The sequence below is a fragment of the Arachnia propionica genome (assembly GCF_900637725.1).
Taxonomy (GTDB): Bacteria; Actinomycetota; Actinomycetes; order Propionibacteriales; family Propionibacteriaceae; genus Arachnia; species Arachnia propionica.
Genome location: NZ_LR134406.1, coordinates 2556270 through 2574593, shown reverse-complemented (window position 1 = coordinate 2574593; position 18324 = coordinate 2556270). Strand labels below are relative to the sequence as shown.

At 67.3% G+C, this 18324-nt stretch carries 16 protein-coding genes; 15 read left to right on the top strand and 1 reads right to left on the bottom strand.

Going from position 1 to position 18324, the window contains the following annotated elements:
• Positions 1–156 precede the first annotated feature (156 nt).
• Positions 157–1407, bottom strand: a complete 1251-nt coding sequence (locus EL272_RS11495) for an isochorismate synthase (protein WP_061787950.1) — start codon at positions 1405–1407, stop codon at positions 157–159.
• Positions 1408–1664: 257 nt separating this feature from the next.
• On the opposite strand from EL272_RS11495, the gene EL272_RS11490 reads away from it, so the two are divergent.
• The 15 genes from EL272_RS11490 to nuoN are packed head-to-tail and all read left to right on the top strand — an operon-like array spanning position 1665 to position 18316.
• Positions 1665–2927, top strand: a complete 1263-nt coding sequence (locus tag EL272_RS11490; protein ID WP_061787949.1) for a geranylgeranyl reductase family protein — start codon at positions 1665–1667, stop codon at positions 2925–2927.
• A complete protein-coding gene (locus tag EL272_RS11485) occupies positions 2896–3315 on the top strand; it encodes an NADH-quinone oxidoreductase subunit A (protein ID WP_051015034.1) in 420 nt (139 codons plus the stop codon). Before EL272_RS11490 ends, EL272_RS11485 begins: the two co-directional genes overlap by 32 nt.
• Positions 3316–3330: 15 nt before the next feature.
• A complete protein-coding gene (locus EL272_RS11480; RefSeq protein WP_014847374.1) occupies positions 3331–3885 on the top strand; it encodes a NuoB/complex I 20 kDa subunit family protein in 555 nt (184 codons plus the stop codon).
• The gene (locus EL272_RS11475; protein WP_061787948.1) at positions 3882–4568 is read left to right on the top strand and encodes an NADH-quinone oxidoreductase subunit C; all 687 of its coding nucleotides are present in this window, start codon (positions 3882–3884) and stop codon (positions 4566–4568) included. The genes EL272_RS11480 and EL272_RS11475 overlap by 4 nt, the downstream gene beginning before the upstream one ends.
• Positions 4568–5902 (top strand): NADH-quinone oxidoreductase subunit D, encoded by a 1335-nt coding sequence (locus EL272_RS11470; protein ID WP_014847372.1) that lies wholly within the window; start codon positions 4568–4570, stop codon positions 5900–5902. The genes EL272_RS11475 and EL272_RS11470 overlap by 1 nt, the downstream gene beginning before the upstream one ends.
• Positions 5899–6639, top strand: a complete 741-nt coding sequence (nuoE, locus tag EL272_RS11465) for an NADH-quinone oxidoreductase subunit NuoE (protein ID WP_061787947.1) — start codon at positions 5899–5901, stop codon at positions 6637–6639. Before EL272_RS11470 ends, nuoE begins: the two co-directional genes overlap by 4 nt.
• Positions 6636–7952, top strand: coding sequence for an NADH-quinone oxidoreductase subunit NuoF (nuoF, locus tag EL272_RS11460; protein WP_014847370.1), 1317 nt, complete (start codon positions 6636–6638; stop codon positions 7950–7952). Before nuoE ends, nuoF begins: the two co-directional genes overlap by 4 nt.
• A complete protein-coding gene (locus tag EL272_RS11455) occupies positions 7949–10342 on the top strand; it encodes an NADH-quinone oxidoreductase subunit G (protein ID WP_014847369.1) in 2394 nt (797 codons plus the stop codon). Before nuoF ends, EL272_RS11455 begins: the two co-directional genes overlap by 4 nt.
• Positions 10339–11628, top strand: a complete 1290-nt coding sequence (gene nuoH / locus EL272_RS11450) for an NADH-quinone oxidoreductase subunit NuoH (protein WP_014847368.1) — start codon at positions 10339–10341, stop codon at positions 11626–11628. The genes EL272_RS11455 and nuoH overlap by 4 nt, the downstream gene beginning before the upstream one ends.
• The gene (nuoI, locus tag EL272_RS11445; protein WP_014847367.1) at positions 11628–12182 is read left to right on the top strand and encodes an NADH-quinone oxidoreductase subunit NuoI; all 555 of its coding nucleotides are present in this window, start codon (positions 11628–11630) and stop codon (positions 12180–12182) included. Before nuoH ends, nuoI begins: the two co-directional genes overlap by 1 nt.
• A complete protein-coding gene (locus EL272_RS11440; protein WP_014847366.1) occupies positions 12179–12997 on the top strand; it encodes an NADH-quinone oxidoreductase subunit J in 819 nt (272 codons plus the stop codon). The genes nuoI and EL272_RS11440 overlap by 4 nt, the downstream gene beginning before the upstream one ends.
• Entirely contained in the window at positions 12994–13293 is a 300-nt protein-coding gene (gene nuoK, locus EL272_RS11435) for an NADH-quinone oxidoreductase subunit NuoK (RefSeq protein ID WP_014847365.1), read from the top strand. The genes EL272_RS11440 and nuoK overlap by 4 nt, the downstream gene beginning before the upstream one ends.
• A 28-nt stretch (positions 13294–13321) precedes the next feature.
• Complete coding sequence (gene nuoL / locus EL272_RS11430; RefSeq protein ID WP_041697741.1) at positions 13322–15211, top strand: NADH-quinone oxidoreductase subunit L; 1890 nt, start codon at positions 13322–13324, stop codon at positions 15209–15211.
• A gap of 16 nt (positions 15212–15227) precedes the next feature.
• On the top strand, positions 15228–16745 hold the full coding sequence (locus EL272_RS11425; RefSeq protein ID WP_014847363.1) for an NADH-quinone oxidoreductase subunit M: 1518 nt from the start codon (positions 15228–15230) through the stop codon (positions 16743–16745).
• Positions 16745–18316 (top strand): NADH-quinone oxidoreductase subunit NuoN, encoded by a 1572-nt coding sequence (gene nuoN / locus EL272_RS11420; protein ID WP_014847362.1) that lies wholly within the window; start codon positions 16745–16747, stop codon positions 18314–18316. Before EL272_RS11425 ends, nuoN begins: the two co-directional genes overlap by 1 nt.
• Positions 18317–18324: the final 8 nt, after the last annotated feature.

Below are 18324 nucleotides of genomic sequence, written 5' to 3'. Positions count from 1 at the left end.
TCGAATGATTCGGGCCGTGTCGTTCCTTCCGCGGTCCGCTTGCCTTTCTGTTGGAAATGCTTGCCTTACGTCCGTTCGCCTGCGCTACAGCGCAGGCGGCTGACTGCAAGGCAGGCGGATGAGTGTGGGGCGGGCGGGTCGTGTGGGGTGAAGGGATCAGGCCAGGCCGAGGGCCTGGAGCATGGGCTTGAACTTGGCCTCGGTCTCGGCCAGTTCCGCCTGCGGATCCGAGTCCGCGACGATCCCGGCGCCCGCGAACAGGCGGATCTCCTCGGGGTGGGCGGGGTTGACGAACCCGCCGCGCAGGGCGATGGCCCACTCGCCGTCGCCGTCGGAGTCCACCCATCCGACGGGGCCGGCGTAGCGTCCCCGGTCCATGGATTCCAGCTCCGCGATGACCTCCCCGGCGAAGAAGGTGGGCGTGCCGCAGACGGCCGCCGACGGGTGCAGCGCGCCCGCCAGTGCCAGGGAACTGATGTCGGGTTCCACCACGCCGGTGATGTCGGTGGCCAGGTGCATGACGTTGGGGAGGGTCAGCACGGAGGGGGCCTCGGGCACGTTCATGGCCGCGCAGTAGGGTTCCAGGGCCTCGGCGACGGAGGCGACGGCGAACTCGTGCTCGGCTATGTCCTTGCCGGAACCGGCGAGCTGCTCGGCTCGGCGGAGGGGATCGGTGTGCCCGGGGTCCAGGGAGACGGTGCCCGCCAGGACGCGGGACGTGATCAGGGTGCGGTCGCGGCGGACCAGCAGTTCCGGGGTGGCGCCGACCATGCCGTCGACCAGGTAGTTCCAGGCCATCGGGTAGGCCCGCAGGAGCCTGCGCAGCACGTGGCGCGGGTCGATGGGGCCGTCGGTGACGGCCCGCAGGGAGCGGGCCAGCACCACCTTGCTGATCTCGTGGGCGCGGATGCGCTCCACGGCTTCGGCGACGATGTCCACCCAGTCCGGGCCGGACAGGCCGTCGGGGGTCAGCCGGACGTTCTCGGGGGGCGCGACGGGCTCGCCCATGGCCGGCAGGTCCAGGCTGAGACGGCCCTCGCTGATCCTGGTCATCCAGGCCTGCCCGCTGCGCCTGCCGATGATGGTTTCGGGGACGATCAGCACCGAGCGGACGCGGGAACGATCCGGGTCGAAGGCGAAGGAACCGACTGCCAGGGGACCGGTTCCCCAGGCCCCTGGCAGCTCCGAGTCGTGGTCTATGTGGGCACTGACCTCGCTCCACCACACATCGGCGGCGTCGGGAGAGTCGGTCTCGAAGCGGGCCACCTCGCCCAGCGTGACGAATCCCTCGCCCCTCCTCAGGAACGCGGTGGCCCGCTCGGGGGTGAGGAAGTGCGCGAGATCCCCCGGATCGTCGATGGCCACGGTCGTTGCGCGCAACCGTTTCGTCGCGAAGTCAAGGCTCACCCGGGGAACGATAGCTGAGGCGGGCTCACGGAGGCCAGACGGGTCAATCGTCGAGATTGGGACATCGAGTCGGATAGTTGCGAATAACGAACGCTTTACGTTGTTAAAAAACAGTGCATCGTCCCTAGTCAGACGGGATTTGCGCGGCATCTCCGGGTGGTTGGTGAGAAGGGTGTCCCACCCCATAGACTGAGGCCTGAAGTCCGGTTCAAAGCGAGGCGAACCGGTTTCCTGATATGCAAGACGAGGAGAGTCGAATGCCAAAGGCGGAAGCCGACGTCATCGTCGTCGGTGCGGGCCCCGGCGGATCCGCGGCAGCGGCAAATCTGGCACGGCGGGGAGTGGGCGTCCTGCTGCTGGAGAAGAGCCATTTCCCGCGTGAGAAGGTGTGCGGAGACGGGTTCACCCCGCGCACCACCCGGGCCTTGGTGCGCCTCGGCATCGACACCTCCGAGAAGGCCGGATGGCTTCACAACAAGGGGTTGCGTGTCTACGGCGGGCGGGTTGAACCCTTCCAGCTGGACTGGCCGAAACTGGCCGACTTCCCCTCCTACGGACTGGTGCGAAAACGCGCCGACTTCGACGACCTGATGGCCAGGCACGCCGTCGGTTGCGGGGCCGAACTGGTCCAGGGGGCCAACGTGACCGAAGCGGTCCTGGACGACCGCACCGGCCGCATCGTCGGGGTGAGGACCCGCGACGGCGACGAGTACCGCGCTCCGCTGGTGGTGGCCGCCGACGGCAACTCCTCGCGCCTGTCGGTTTCCATGGGCCTGAACAAGCGTTCCGACCGCCCGATGGGGGTGGCCTACCGCGCCTACTACCGTTCCCCGCGCAGCGACGACGACTACCTCGAGTCGTGGCTGGAACTCTGGGACGGCAAACCCCGCGAATCCACCCTGATGCCCGGCTACGGCTGGATCTTCGGGATGGGCGACGGCACCTGCAACGTCGGTCTCGGCGTCCTCAACACCTCCAGGTCCTTCCAGAAAACCGATTACCGGGAGCTGATGAAACGCTGGCTCGCAAACACCCCCGGGGAGTGGGGTTTCCGGGAGGAGAACCGGCTCGGGAAGATCCAGGGGGCGGCGCTCCCGATGGCCTTCAACCGGCAGCCCGTCTACGGCCGCGGCCTGCTGCTGGTCGGCGACTCGGGCGGCATGGTCAACCCGTTCAACGGCGAGGGGATCGCCTACGCCATGGAGTCCGCGGAACTGGCCGCCGACGCCATCGCCCAGGCACACGCCCGCGGGGTCGGCACCGAGTCCGCCGAACGCGCCCTGCACGGCTACCGCACCCAGCTGAAGGCCCGCCTCGGCGGCTACTACCGGCTGGGAACCATCTTCGTGAAACTGATCGGCGACCCGCGTGTGATGCACCTGTGCACCACCTACGGGCTGCCCCGCAAGACCCTGATGCGTTTCGTCATGAAGCTGCTGGCGAATCTGACCGACAGCCACGGCGGGGATGCCATGGATCGCGTCATCAATGCCCTGTGCCGGGTGGCGCCGGCGGCGTGAGCAGACAGGTGGAAGGGAAGGAAGCGCAGTGAACCTCTACATTCCAATCGTCGGGATGGTGGTGCTGGCCACGGTGTTCGTGGCCGTGTCCATGACCCTGAGCGTCCTCATCGGGCCCGGTCGCAAGAACCGCGCCAAGTACGACTCCTACGAGTGCGGCATCCAACCCACCCCGCAGCCCGTCGGCGGGGGACGGTTCCCCGTGAAGTACTACGTGATCGCGATGCTGTTCATCGTCTTCGACATCGAGATCGTCTTCCTCTACCCGTGGGCCGTCACCTACCACCAGCTCGGGCTCTTCGGGGTCATCGCCATCATCAGCTTCATCGTGACGGTGCTGGTGGCCTACTTCTACGTCAAACGCCGCGGCGGCCTGGACTGGGACTGAACAGGAGGACCACAGATGGGTATCGAGGAGAAACTTCCCTCCGGGATCCTGCTCACCACGGTCGAGGGGATCTTCGGCTGGGTGCGCAAGGCGTCGTTCTGGCCCGTGACCATGGGCCTGGCCTGCTGCGCCATTGAGATGATGGCCTACGCCACCCCCCGATTCGACTCGGCGCGCTGGGGGCAGGAGGTTTTCCGCGCCTCGCCGCGCCAGGCCGACCTGATGATCGTCTCCGGGCGGTTGTCGCAGAAAATGGCACCCATCGTGCGGCAGGTCTACGACCAGATGCCGAACCCCAAATGGGTGATCTCGATGGGCGCCTGCGCGTCCTCGGGTGGCATGTTCAACAACTACGCCATCGTCCAGGGCTGCGATCACATCGTGCCCGTCGACATCTACGTGCCCGGCTGCCCGCCCCGCCCCGACATGCTGATCGACGCCATGTTCAAGCTCCGCCAGGAAGTTTCCTCGCGTCCGATCGGCCCGAACGAGGCCGCCGCCATCGCGGCCCGTGAGGAGGCCGCCCTGACCGCGCCCGCGACCCACGAGCTGAAGGGACTCATGCGATGACCGAGACCCCCGGCGAGATCACCCCGCAGCAGAACACGCCCCAGGCGCCGGTTTTCGAGACGAAGGTGGGCATGTGGAGCCGCGGCTCCGGCGACACCTCCGGATACGGCCGCATCCAGCGGCAACTCTCCATGCCCGGCCGGACCGAGGGGCCCTTCGGGGAGCCCTTCGACACCATCGTCGCCCGCGCCAGGCAGCTCGTGCCCGCCCTGACCGGTGGCCTGGTGCTGTTCGACCGCGGCGAGCTGACCATCTTCGTGCCCCGCGAACACCTCCGCGAGACCGTGAAGGCCTTCCGCGACGACGCCCACCTGCGTTTCGAGATCTGCGTGTCCGTCAGCGGGGTGCACTACCCGCAGCAGACCGGCGCGGAACTGCACGTGGTCTACCACCTGCTCTCGATCACCCACAACCGTCGCGTCCGCCTCGAGGTGACGGCCCCCGACGACGACCCCCACGTTCCGTCGGTGGTGGCCACCTACCCGATGGCCGACTGGCACGAACGCGAGACCTGGGACATGTTCGGGATCCTGTTCTACGGCCACCCGTCGCTGACCCGCATCCTCATGCCCGACGACTGGGTCGGGCACCCGCAGCGCAAGGACTATCCGCTGGGCGGCATCGACATCCAGTACAAGGGCGCCACAGTGCCCGCCCCCGATCACCGGAGGACGTACAACTGATGAGCAACGACATCTTCGCCGCCACCGGCGAACCCGAGGCCGACCGGGTCTACCTGGCGCAGGGAGGCGACTGGGAACAGATCGCCGCGGAGCAGGCCGAACGCGGGGACGAGACGATCGTGGTCAACATGGGGCCGCAGCACCCCTCCACCCACGGGGTGCTCCGTCTCATCCTGGAAATGGACGGCGAGACCGTCACCCACATCCGGCCCGCCATCGGGTTCCTGCACACCGGCATCGAGAAGAACATGGAGTTCAAGACGTGGACCCAGGGGGTGGCGTTCTGCACCCGCATGGACTACGTCGCGCCGCTGTTCAACGAGGCCGTCTACTGCCTGGCCGTCGAGAAACTGCTCGGCATCACCGACGACGTCCCGGAGCGCGCCTCCGTGCTGCGGGTGCTGGTGATGGAACTGAACCGCATCGCCTCCCACCTGGTGGCGATGGGCACGGGCGGCATGGAGATCGGCGCCCTGACGGTGATGACCATCGCCTTCCGTGAACGCGAGATGATCCTCGACTTCCTGGAGGGGCTGACCGGCCTGCGCATGAACCACGCCTACATCCGTCCCGGCGGGGTGGCCAACGACCTGCAGGACGGCGGCCTGGAACACCTGCGCACAGTCATTGCCTGGCTGAGGAAACACCTGCCCGAGTACGCGACCTTCTGCAACGAGAACCCGATCTTCAAGCTGCGCATGCAGAACCTCGCGAAGATGGATCTCACCGCCTGCATGATGATGGGCGTCACCGGCCCGATCCTGCGCTCCACCGGCTACGAGTGGGACCTGCGCCGGGCGCAGCCCTACTGCGGCTACGAAACCTACGACTTCGACGTGGTCACCTGGGACACCCAGGATGCCTACGGGCGGTTCCGCATCCGCCTGGAGGAGACCTGGCAGTCGCTGAGGATCGTGGAGCAGTGCCTGGAGCGCCTCGAACGCACCCAGGGCCAGCCCGTCATGGTGGGCGACGCGAAGATCGCCTGGCCGGCGTCGCTGGCCATCGGGCCCGACGGGCAGGGCAACAGCCACGAACACGTCAAACACATCATGGGCGAGTCGATGGAGGCCCTCATCCATCACTTCAAGATCGTCACCGAGGGATTCAAGGTGCCCGTCGGGCAGGTCTACCAGGCCGTCGAATCGCCCAAGGGCGAGCTGGGCTGCACCTTGGTCTCCGACGGCGGCACCCGCCCCTACCGCGCCCACTTCCGCGACCCAGGGTTCAACCATCTGCAGTCCGTGCCGCTGATGTGCGAGGGCGGGATGATTTCCGACGTCGTGGTGGCCGTGGCCAGCATCGACCCCGTTCTTGGAGGTGTGGACCGATGAGCGGTCATTTTGTCAGCGATTTCCCCGATTCCGGTTCGGTGGACTACTCGGACCAGTCCACCAACCTCGACGAGACCGCGATCGCCGAGTTGAACGAACTGGCGGGGCGTTACCCGCACCCGCGTTCCGCGCTGCTGCCGATGCTGCACCTGGTGCAGTCCTACGACGGCCGCATCAGCCCGCGCGGCATCGAGCTGTGCGCCGAGATCCTCGGGATCACCACGGCCCAGGTCTCCGGGGTGGCCACCTTCTACACCATGTTCAAGCGCAGGCCCGCCGGGCACCACCACCTGGGGGTGTGCACCACGGCCCTGTGCGCGGTCATGGGCGGCGACATCCTCCTGGAGCGGGCCAAGCAGCGGCTGGGCATCGACGAGGGCCAGACCACCCCGTGCGGACGGGTCTCGCTGGAACGCCTGGAATGCAACGCCGCCTGCGACTACGCGCCCGTGGCGATGGTCAACTGGGAGTTCTTCGACGACATGACCCCGGAGAAGCTCGACGAACTGATCGACGCGCTCATGAACGACGATGAGGTGGTTTCCCCGCGCGGGGCCACCATCACGTCCTGGAAGAAGGCCGAACGGGTGCTCGCCGGGTTCCCCGACGGGCGCGCCGACGAGGGTCCCTCCGCCGGGCACGCATCCACCCTCGGCAGGCGGATCGCCGCCGAAAGGGGCTGGAGCGCCCCCGATCCCGACAATCTGCCGGCCGCACCCGAGGAGGAGACGAAGTGAGCGACCTGCTCGCCCCGGTCCTCAGTGACCAGTGGGGCCAGGACAAGTCCTGGAAACTTTCGCGCTACGAGGCCGCGGGAGGATACCGGGCGCTGCGCAAAGCGCTGCTCGGCATGACCCAGGCCGAGGTGATCGCCCTGGTCAAGGACGCGGGTCTGCGCGGCCGGGGTGGCGCTGGTTTCCCGACGGGCATGAAGTGGAGCTTCGTGCCCCAGGACAACCCCAACCCGAAGTACCTCGTGGTCAACGCCGACGAATCGGAGCCCGGCACCTGCAAGGACATGCCGCTGCTGATGGCCTCCCCCCACACCCTCGTCGAGGGCGTGCTGATCGCCTCCTACGCCATCGGTTCCCACCAGGCGTTCATCTACTGCCGCGGTGAGGTGCTGCACGTGATCCGGCGGCTCCAGCAGGCCGTCAAGGAGGCCTACCGGGCAGGCTACGCGGGAAGGAACGTGCTGGGATCCGGCTACGACCTCGACGTGATCGTCCACGCCGGGGCCGGGGCCTACATCTGCGGTGAGGAAACCGCGCTGCTCGACTCCCTGGAGGGCAGGCGCGGCCAGCCGAGGCTGCGTCCCCCGTTCCCGGCCGTCGCGGGCCTGTACGCCTCCCCGACGGTCATCAACAACGTGGAGTCCATCTCCTCGGTGCCCTCGATCGTCAACAACGGGGCCGCCTGGTTCCAGGCGATGGGCACGGAGAAATCGAAGGGCATGACGATCTACTCGCTGTCCGGGCACGTCGCCCGGCCGGGGCAGTTCGAGGCCCCCATGGGCATCACGCTGCGGCAGCTGCTGGAGCTCTCCGGCGGTATCCGCGCGGGTCACGAGCTGAAGTTCTTCACCCCGGGGGGTTCCTCCACCCCGATACTTACCCCCGAACACCTCGACATCCCCCTCGACTACGAGGGCATGGCCTCGGCGGGCACGATGCTCGGCACCAAGGCGCTCCAGGTCTTCGACGAGACCACGTCCGTGGTGCGCACCACCCTGCGGTGGGTGGAGTTCTACAAGCACGAGTCGTGCGGCAAGTGCACCCCGTGCCGTGAGGGGTCGTGGTGGCTGGTGCAGCTGCTGATGAAGTTCGAGGCCGGCACCGCCGAGGAGGGCGACGTGGACAAGCTCCTCGACGTCTGCACCAGCATCGGCGGCCGCTCGTTCTGCGCCCTGGCCGACGGCGCCGTCGCCTGCGTGACCAGCGCGGTGCGCCGCTTCCGCTCCGAGTTCGAGCAGGGCTACCACACGCCCGCCTGGGAACTTTTCCCCTACGAACGCAGCGCGTTGTTCGCCACGGAAGGAGGTCTCCGGTGAGCCAGCCAACCGACACCGCAGCCAAGGTGGCGCCGAAACCGGATCTCGTCACCCTCACCATCGACGACGTCCCGGTCAGCGTCCCGAAGGGAACCCTCATCATCCGGGCCGCCGAGATGATCGGCACCGCCATTCCCCGGTTCTGCGACCATCCGCTGCTCGACCCCGTCGGGGCCTGCCGGCAGTGCCTGGTCGAGATCCCCGACGCTGGCAACGGTCGCGGTTTCCCCAAACCCCAGGCCTCCTGCACCATGCCGGTTGCCGAGGGCATGGTGGTGCGCACCCAGGTCAGCTCGCCCGTGGCGAAACGCGCCCAGGAGGGCATCCTGGAGCTGCTGCTGATCAACCACCCGCTCGACTGCCCCATCTGCGACAAGGGCGGCGAGTGCCCCCTGCAGAACCAGGCGCTCAGCAACGGGTACGGCGAGTCGCGTTACGGCGGGGTGAAACGCACCTACCCGAAGCCGGTCAACGTCTCCGCGCAGATCCTCCTCGACCGCGAACGCTGCGTGCTGTGCGCCCGCTGCACCCGGTTCTCGGAGCAGATCTCCGGCGACCCGTTCATCGCGCTGGTGGAACGCGGCGCGCTGCAGCAGGTCGGGTTCTACGAGCAGGACCCCTACGACTCGTACTTCTCCGGCAACGTGGTGCAGATCTGCCCGGTGGGCGCGCTCACCTCGGCGGCCTACCGCTTCCAGGCGCGGCCCTTCGACCTGAAGTCGACCACCACCTCCTGCGACCACTGCGCGGGCGGCTGCGAGATCCGCGCCGACCACCGGCACCACCAGGTCAAGCGCCATCAGGCGGGCGATGCCCCCGAGGTGAACGAGGAATGGCTCTGTGACAAGGGGCGTTTCGGTTTCGTTTCGGGACGCGGCGAGGACCGCCTGACCCGGCCGCTGGTCAGGCGCAACGGGGTCCTGCAGGTCGCGAGCTGGCCCGAGGCCATCGACGCCGCCGTCGCCGGGTTGAAGGCCGCGGGAACCGCGGTCGGTGTGCTGCCGGGCGGCCGGCTGACCGTCGAGAACGCCTACGCCTACTCGCGGTTCGCGCGCACCGTGCTCGGCACCAACAACATCGACTTCCGTTCCCGGGCCGCATCCGAGGAGGAGGCCGAGTTCCTGGCCTCCCGCGTCGCGGGACGGGGAATGGACGTCACCTACGCGGATCTCGAGGCCGCCAAGCACGTGGTGCTGGTCAGCTACGAACCCGAGGACGAGACCTCCGTGGTTTTCCTGCGGCTGCGCAAGGCGGTGCGCAAGCACGGCCTCAAGGTCACCACGCTCGCGCCGTTCGCGTCCCGGGGAACGCAGAAACTCTCCGCGACGCTGATTCCCGTGGCACCCGGAGCCGAGGCGCAGACCCTCGAGGCCATGGACCTGGGGGAGGGCACCATCATCCTCGTCGGTGAGCGAGCCGCCTGCCAGCCGGGTCTGCTGTCCGAGGTTTCCTCCAAGGCGATCCGCAGCGGGGCGCGTCTGGCGTGGATGCCGCGCCGCGCGGGCGACATGGGGGCCATCGCGACGGGCTGCCTGCCGGGTCTGCTGCCGGGCGGCCGCCCCGTCTCCTCGGCGGAGGCCCGGGTCGACATGGCCGCGGCCTGGGGGGTGGGTACGCTGCCCACCGAACCCGGCCTGAGCGCCGCCGAGCAGTTCGCCTCGGCGCAGGAGGGCTACCTCAAGGCGTTCCTGGTGGCGGGTGTCGATCCCTACGACATGCCGGAGGCCGACTCCGCCCTGCACGCGCTGCGCAAGAGTTTTGTGGTGCACGTCTCCACCCGCGCCAACGCCGTTACCGAGGTGGCCGACGTGGTCTTCCCCGCCTGCCTGATGGAGGAACAGGCCGGGCACTTCCTGAACTGGGAGCAGCGCATCCGGCCTGTCGCCCTGGTCAACGAGGGAACCAGGCATCCCATGAGCGATCTGCGGATCCTCGCGGCCCTGGCCGACGCCATGGGGGCCGATCTCGGGTTCCGCACCTCCGCGGCCGCCTGGGCGGATTTCCAGGAACTCGGTGAGTGGGAGGGCGAGCGGGTCGCCGTCCCGCGCAAACTCGACGCCGGTGTGACCCAGGGCGGTGTCGTGGTCGCCTCCTGGCGGGAGGCCCTCGACGCCACCAGCGGCATCGACTTCGAGATCGCGCTGCGCAGGACCGCTCGGCCCGCCGTCGCCCGGATGTCGCCGGCGACGGCCGCGGCGTTCGGGATCGGCGAGCTGTGCCGCATCGAGGCCCCAGGGTCCTCGCAGTTGTTGCCCGTCCAGCTCACGGAGATGGTCGACGGTGTGGTGTGGGTGCCGATGAACCCCGGGGAACCCGGCCGTCTCGGCGTGGTGCCCGGTTCCATCGTGACCGTGGCGCCCGCCTCCAGCGATGAAGGAGATCAGGAATGAACGTGTTCTTCCAGGATCCGTGGTGGCTCATCGCCATCAAGGTCCTCGCCCTGTTCGTGATCCTGCTGGTGTGGACCATCTTCAACGTCTGGTACGAGCGGCGTCTCGTCGGCAAGATGCAGCACCGTCTCGGACCGATCATGAACGGACCCTTCGGTTTGGGCCAGGCGCTCGCCGACGGCATGAAACTGCTCGTCAAGGAGGATTTCCGGCCGAAGCACACCGACAAGTGGGTGTTCAACCTGGCCCCGATCCTCACCGGCATGGCGGCCTTCACCACCTGGACGGTGATCCCGTTCGGCGGCCAGGTGGAGATCTTCGGGGTCTCCACCCGCCTCCAGGTCACCGACCTGCCGGTGGCGGTGCTGTTCGTGCTGGCCATCGCATCCATCGGCATCTACGGCATCGTGCTGGCGGGGTGGGCGTCGAGTTCCACCTATGCCTTCCTGGGTTCGATGCGCAGCTCAGCGCAGATGATCTCCTACGAGATCGCGATGGGGCTGTCCATCGTCGGGGTGTTCCTGCAGGCGGGCACCATGTCCACCTACGGCATCGTCGAGGCGCAGCGCACGCCGATCATCTTCCGGTTGCCGTTCGTGGAGGGCGAGGCGAACATCGGGATGATGGGCTGGTACGCGCTGCTGCTGGCGCCGTCGTTCGTGATCTACGGCATCGCGATGGTGGGTGAGACCAACCGTGCTCCCTTCGACCTGCCCGAGTGCGAGTCCGAGCTGGTCTCCGGCTACCTGACCGAGTACTCCGGTTTCCGCTACGCCATGTTCTTCCTGGCGGAGTACATCAACATGGCGACGGTCTCCGCGGTGTGCACGACCCTGTTCCTGGGCGGCTACCTGCCCTTCTGGCCGCTCAACCTCATCGAGCCCCTCAACAACACGTGGTTCGGCCCGATCTGGTTCGTCATCAAAGTGCAGCTGCTGTTCTCCGTGTTCGTGTGGCTGCGCGGCACCCTGCCCCGGTTCCGCTACGACCAGTTCATGGACCTGGGGTGGAAGCGGCTGATCCCGATCTCCCTGCTGTGGATCGTGATGATCGCGTTCGCGCCGCGCTACACCCTCGCGCTGGCCGTCGCGCTCGTTGCGATCCTGGTGGCTTTCGCGCCGAGGAAGAAGGAACCCGAACGGGTGCCTCCGGTGGATCCGAACGAGCCCTTCGACGCCTTCGCGGGCGGCTATCCGGTGCCGCCCAGGCCCGGGCAGGTGCTGCCCGAGCTGGCGGGGGTGATCCGGTCCGAAATCATTGCGCCGACCGAGAACGAGGAGAAGTAATGGGAATCTTCGATCCGTGGGCCGGATTCGGCATCACCCTCCACACCATCTTCCGCAAGACCTTCACGCAGGGCTACCCGCAGAAGGGCAAGGAGAAGGTGACGTTGCCGCGCTTCCACGGCCGGCATCAGCTCAACCGCTGGCCCGATGGCCTGGAGAAATGCGTCGGCTGTGAGTTGTGCGCTTGGGCCTGCCCCGCCGACGCCATCTACGTCGAGGGCGCCGACAACACCGACGAGCAGCGGTTCTCGCCGGGGGAGCGGTTCGGGCACGTCTACCAGATCAACTACCTGCGCTGCATCTTCTGCGGGATGTGCATCGAGGCCTGCCCCACGCGCGCGCTGACCATGACCAACGAGTTCAAGCTCGCCGACAAGACCCGCGGGAAACTGATCTACGAGAAGCAGGATCTCCTGGCACCGCTGGTGGCGGGTATGGAGCAGCCACCGCATCCGCGTCGCCTCGGCGACAACGAGAAGGCCTACTTCCTGGGGCTGCCGCCCACCGGCCAGCCCGACACCCGAACGGCACCCGAACAAGGAGCGGTGAAATGATTCCCCTTCCCCCGCTGACGGGTGAGGTCGTCGCCTTCGTGGTGTGCGCGCCGATCATGGTGCTGCTCGCCATCGGCATCGTCGTCGCTCGCAAACCCGTTCACTCGGCCCTCTGCATGGCTGGAGTGATGGTGGGGCTCGCGGTCCTCTACGCCGCCCAGGACGCCCCGTTCCTGTTCGTGGTGCAGATCATCGTCTACACGGGCGCCATTTTGATGCTGTTCCTGTTCGTGGTGATGCTGATTGGCGTTGACAGCCGCGACTCCGTGGTGGAGACCCTCAAGGGCCAGCGGGTGGCGGGCATCCTGGCGGTGCTCGGCCTGGCAGGTCTGCTGGTGTTCGCCGTCGGGCAGGTGGTCTTCGCCGGTGGCCCGGTGGGGCTGACGCGGGCCAACGAGGCCCAGGGCGGCAACGCCCAGGGCGTGGCGGCGCTGCTGTTCTCCCGCTACGTGGTGCTGCTGGAGGCCACCTCGGCGCTGCTGATCACCGCGGCGGTGGGTGCCATGGTGCTGGCCCACGGCGACCGGCTCCGCAAGCCGAGGCACCAGGCCGAGCACATGGAGGCCCGTGTCGAACGCTACGCGGTCGGTGGCGTGCACCCGGGTCCGGACCCGAACTCCGGCGTCTACGCCCGTTCCAACGCCATTCACGCGCCCGCGCTGCTTCCCGACGGCACCGTCGCCGAGAAGTCGGTGAGCCACGCCCTGACCACCCGTGGCGCGGTGGTGGCGGTCGACGACCTGCGCAACCCGACGACCACCACCTTCGGTGAGATCGAGAAGGTTGCCGCTGAACTGGAAGGAGAGGCCAAGTGAGCACCGAAGCCTACCTGGTGCTGGCGGCGCTGCTGTTTGCCGTCGGCGCACTCGGATTCCTGCTGCGCCGCAACGCGATCATCGCCTTCATGAGCGTGGAGCTGATGCTCAACGCCGCGAACCTGGTGTTCGTGACCTTCGCCCGCCAGCACGGCAAACTCGACGGTCAGGTGGCGTCTTTCTTCGTCATGGTGGTGGCCGCCGCCGAGGTCGTGGTCGGCCTGGCCATCATCGTCGCCGTCTATCGCGCCCGTCGCTCGGCCTCCGTCGACGACGCGAACCTGCTGAAGTTCTGAGGAGGCTGTCGTGCTGTTGTTGGAAACCATGGCGACGGTACCCGCAACGGGGCTGTTCAGCCTCGCCTGGCTCCTGATCGTGATTCCCTTGGCCGGGGCGGCGTTGCTGCTGGTCCTCGGGCGTTTCTCCGACTCGTGGGGTCACTGGCTGGCGACCGCATGCTGTCTGGCCTCGTTCACCATCGGGGTGCTGCTGTTCAGTTCGATGCTGGGAGCTAACGAGGGGCAGCGGGCCGTCACCGTTCACCTCTACGACTGGATCAACACCGGGTCCTGGAACCTCAGCTTCGGGATGTTGATCGACCAGTTGTCGATCCTGTTCGTGTTGCTCATCACCGGCGTCGGATCGCTGATCCACATCTACTCGATCGGCTACATGGCCCACGACGAGCGGCGCCGCAGGTTCTTCGCCTACCTGAACCTGTTCATCGCGGCGATGCTCACGCTGGTGCTGGCCGACAGCTACCTGGTGCTGTTCCTCGGCTGGGAGGGCGTCGGCCTGGCCTCCTACCTGCTGATCTCCTTCTGGCAGCACAAACCCTCCGCGGCTGCCGCGGGACGCAAGGCGTTCGTCGTCAACCGCGTCGGTGACCTGGGAATGTCGATGGCCATTTTCACGATGCTGTCGCTGTTCGGCAGCACCGCCTTCTCCGAGGTCAACGCCGGCATGCCGCGGGCCGACGTCGCCACCGCGACGCTGCTCGGTTTCCTGCTGCTGCTCGCGGCGTGCGGCAAGTCGGCGCAGGTGCCGTTGCAGTCGTGGCTGCTCGACGCCATGGAGGGCCCCACCCCGGTCTCCGCCCTGATCCACGCGGCCACGATGGTCACGGCGGGTGTCTACCTGGTGGTGCGCAGCCACACGATCTATGAGATCAGCGAGGCCGCGACCCTCGCGGTGGCGATCGTGGGTGTCGTGACGCTGCTCGCCGGCGCCTGGATCGGCACCGCCAAGGACGACATCAAGAAGGTCCTGGCCGGTTCCACCATGTCGCAGATCGGCTACATGATGCTGGCCGCGGGTCTCGGGCCGGTGGGTGCGGCCTTCGCGATCTTCCACCTGATCACCCACGGCTTCTTCAAGGCGAACATGTTCCTCGGCGCCGGGTCCGTGATGCACGGCATGAACGACGACGTGAACATGCGCAACTTCGGGGCCCTGGCCAGGGCGATGCGGTGGACCTTCCTGACCTTTGCGATGGGGTATCTGGCCATCATCGGTTTCCCGTTCACCGCGGGCTACTACTCCAAGGACCACATCATCGAGGCCGCCTTCGAACGCAACATCGTCCTGGGTGTCCTGGCGCTCATCGGAGCGGGTATCACCGCGTACTACATGACGCGCCTGATGATGATGACCTTCCTGGGGCGCAGCCGCTGGGAGGAGGACGTGCACCCGCACGAATCCCCGGCCGTGATGACCGTCCCGCTGGTGATCCTGGCCATCGCCTCACTGGGCGCAGGTCTTTTGATGAACAACTGGATCCAGGGCTGGCTGGCACCGGCCACCGGGTCGCATCCCCACGAGACCGGCCTGCTGGCCTTCAGCTGGATCGGTGCGGTCACGCTGGTCGTCGTGGCGTTGGGTGTCGCGCTCGGTTGGTGGCTGCACAGCGGCCTCATCCCGAAGCGGGCGCCGCGGACCCGCAACCCGCTGGTGCTGATCGGCCGCAACGACCTCTACGGGGACGCCATCAACACCTACGCGGTGATCTGGCCCGTGAGCGGAGTTGCGACCGCACTGAGCCTCGCGGACCAGGGCGTGGTCGACGGTCTCGTCCGTGGTTCCGGATACGGGGCGAGAGGTTTGGCGGGTCTGTTGCGGAAAGCACAGAACGGCTATTCCCGCACCTACGGCCTCACGCTGGTGATCGGCGTCGTGATCCTCGGTGCCATCGTGGTTTTCGGGCAGCTGGTCTGAGGAAGGAAGAATTCACGTGATCAACGACTCGATTCCCCTCCTGAGCATCCTCGCGCTGCTGCCACTGCTCGGCGCCCTGGTCCTGACGTGCGTGCGCGGCGCAGCCGCCCGCGTCGTCGGCCTGTGTTTCGCGTTCGCCACCACCGCTCTCGGTGTGTTCGTCTTCGTCCTGGGGCTCGGCACCCACCTGTCGGAGACGCTGCCGTGGATCCGGGTGATCGGGGCCTTCTATGCCCTGGAACTGGACCCCATGAGTGCCGTCATGGTGCTGCTGACCGTGATCCTCACCCCGTTGGTGCTGATCGCCGAGTGGCATGTCGGCGACGCGGAGGGCGCCCGCTGGTCGACTCGGACCTTCTTCGCCCTAGCCCTGGCCCTCGAAGGGCTCTCCCTCTTGGTGTTCCTGGCCAGCGACGTGCTGCTGTTCTACGTGATGTTCGAGGCCACGCTGATCCCGATGTACTTCATGGTCTCGGGTTTCGGCGGGCCGGAACGGGCCGCGGCGGCCGTGAAATTCCTGCTGTTCTCGCTGGCCGGTGGGCTGGTGATGCTGGTCGGTGTCGCCGGGTTGTACGCGGTCTCCGCGGGGGCGGGGGAACCCAGCTTCCTGATCCGCGACCTGATGGCCCTCGACCTGGGGGGCGGTATCGGCCACTGGCTGTTCGCGGCCTTCTTCTTCGCGTTCGCGGTGAAGGCGCCGATGGCCGGTCTGCACACCTGGTTGCCGGACACCGCCGAGCAGGCCACCGCCGGTTCGTCGACGATGCTGGTGGGCATCCTCGACAAGATCGGCACTTTCGGGATGATCAAGATCTGTTTGACGATCTTCCCCGAGGCCTCGCACTGGGCCACGCCGGTCATCCTGGTGTGGGCGATGGTCTCGATGTTCTACGGCGCCCTCATGGCGCTCGGCAGCCCCGACCTGCTGCGGTTCGTGTCCTACACATCCGTCAGCCACTTCGGTTTCATGGTGTTCGGGGTGTTCGCTCTTACCACGCAGTCGCTGAGCGGGTCGATCTTCTACATGCTGAACCACGGTTTCTCCACGGCAGCGATGTTCCTGGTAGTCGGTTTCCTCGTGAAACGCCGCGGCACCGCCGCCATCGAGGCCTACGGCGGGGTGCAGAAAACCGCTCCGGTGCTGGCCGGTTTCCTGCTGCTGTCGGGACTGTCGGTGCTCGCCCTGCCCGGCATGTCCAGCTTCGTCTCGGAGTTCTTGGTAATGGCCGGTTCCTGGCAGCGTTACCCGGTGCACACCGCGGTGCTCACCCTCGGAATGGTGCTGGCCGCGGCCTACGTGCTCACCGTCTACAAGAGAACCATGACCGGTCCCGTGCCCGACGACGTGCGCAAACACGTCTCCACGGACCTGAACCTGCGTGAACGCCTCGCGGTGGCGCCGTTGCTGGTGCTGCTGATCTTCTTCGGTTTCTTCCCGAGGCCTCTGCTCCAGGTGGCCGATGATGCGGCACGCAATGTGATGCAAACCGTCGGCGAGACCGATCCCGCCCCCACGATCCAGGGAGAGAACTGATGAGCCCGCTTGAGATCACCGTTCCGGTCATGGAGTGGATGCTCGAGGCACCCCTGATCGTGCTGCTGGTCGGCGCCACCCTGGGGGTGCTCCTCGAGGCCGTGGTTCCCCGCGAGTACCGCTACCCCGCGCAGACGGGGCTGGCGATACTGACGGTTCTCGCTGCCATGGGGTTCACCGCGTACAACTGGGTGGGTGGGGACTTCAAGATTGTCGCTCCCGGAAGCATCGCCGTGGACGGGCCGACGTACTTCTTCTGGTCGCTGCTGCTGCTGGTCGGCCTGGGTGGGGTTGCGTTGTTCGCCGAACGCGCCGTCGCGGGCGGGGTGTCGGCCTTCGCCGCATCCGCCGCCACCGTACCGGGGTCGCCGCTGGAGCGGGAAGCCGAACGCCAGCACCGCGAACACACCGAAATCTTCCCGCTGATCCTGTTCGCGCTGTTCGGGATGCTGCTGTTCGCGGCCGCCAACGACCTGCTGACGCTGTTCGTCGCCCTGGAGATCTTCTCCCTGCCGCTGTACCTGCTCTCCGGGATGGCGCGGCGCCGCCGTTGGCTGAGCCAGGAGGCCGCGCTGAAGTACTTCCTGCTCGGCGCGTTCAGTTCTGCGTTCTTCCTGTTCGGTGTGGCGCTGCTGTACGGCTACGCGGGTACTTTCTCCTACGCCGGTGTGGCGCAGGCCATCGTCACCGATGAGTCTCCGCCGGTGCTGTTGCTGGCCGGCCTGGTGATGCTGGCCGTCGGGCTGCTGTTCAAGGTGGGTGCGGTACCGTTCCACACTTGGACCCCGGATGTCTACACCGGCGCCCCGACCCCAGTGACCGGTTTCATGGCGATCGCCACCAAGACGGCCGCCGTGGCCGCGCTGCTGCGGGTGTTCTACGTGGCCCTGGGTGGGGCGCGCTGGGACTGGCAGCCGATCATCGCCACCGTCGCGGTGGCGACCATGGTGGTCGGTGCGGTGGTGGGCCTGGTGCAGCAGGACATCAAACGCCTGCTGGCCTACTCCTCGATCGCCCACGCCGGGTTCATCCTGGCGGGTTTCGTCGCCGCCGTGGGTGCCACGGCCAAGGGCGGTGTCTCGTCGGTCGGGTCGATTTCCTTCTACCTGCTGGCCTACGGCTTCGCGACCCTCGGTGGGTTCGGGATCATCACGATGGTCCGGCGCGCCGGGGGAGAGGCGAACGGGATCGCCGCCTGGCGGGGGCTGGGCCGGACCAGCCCGTTCGTTGCAGGGGTCATGACCTTGTTCCTGCTCAGTTTCGCCGGTATCCCGCTGACCGCGGGTTTCGTCGGCAAATTGGTGGTATTCGCCGCCGCCTGGCAGGGCGGATACGGCTGGTTGGTGTTGGTCGCGGTGATCGCGAGCCTTGTGGCCGCCTTCTTCTACCTGAAGGTCGTGGTGGCGATGTGGTTCAAGGAACCCGAACGCGGCCAACAGGGCAGGGTGGCCGGGGCCTCCGGGTGGACCTGGATCGTTGTCGCCGTGTCCGCTGTGGCGACGATCGTTCTCGGTTTGGTTCCGGGTAGCATTCTTGATCTGGCGGCTGGAGCCGCCCAGTTCATCCGCTGACCCCTGGA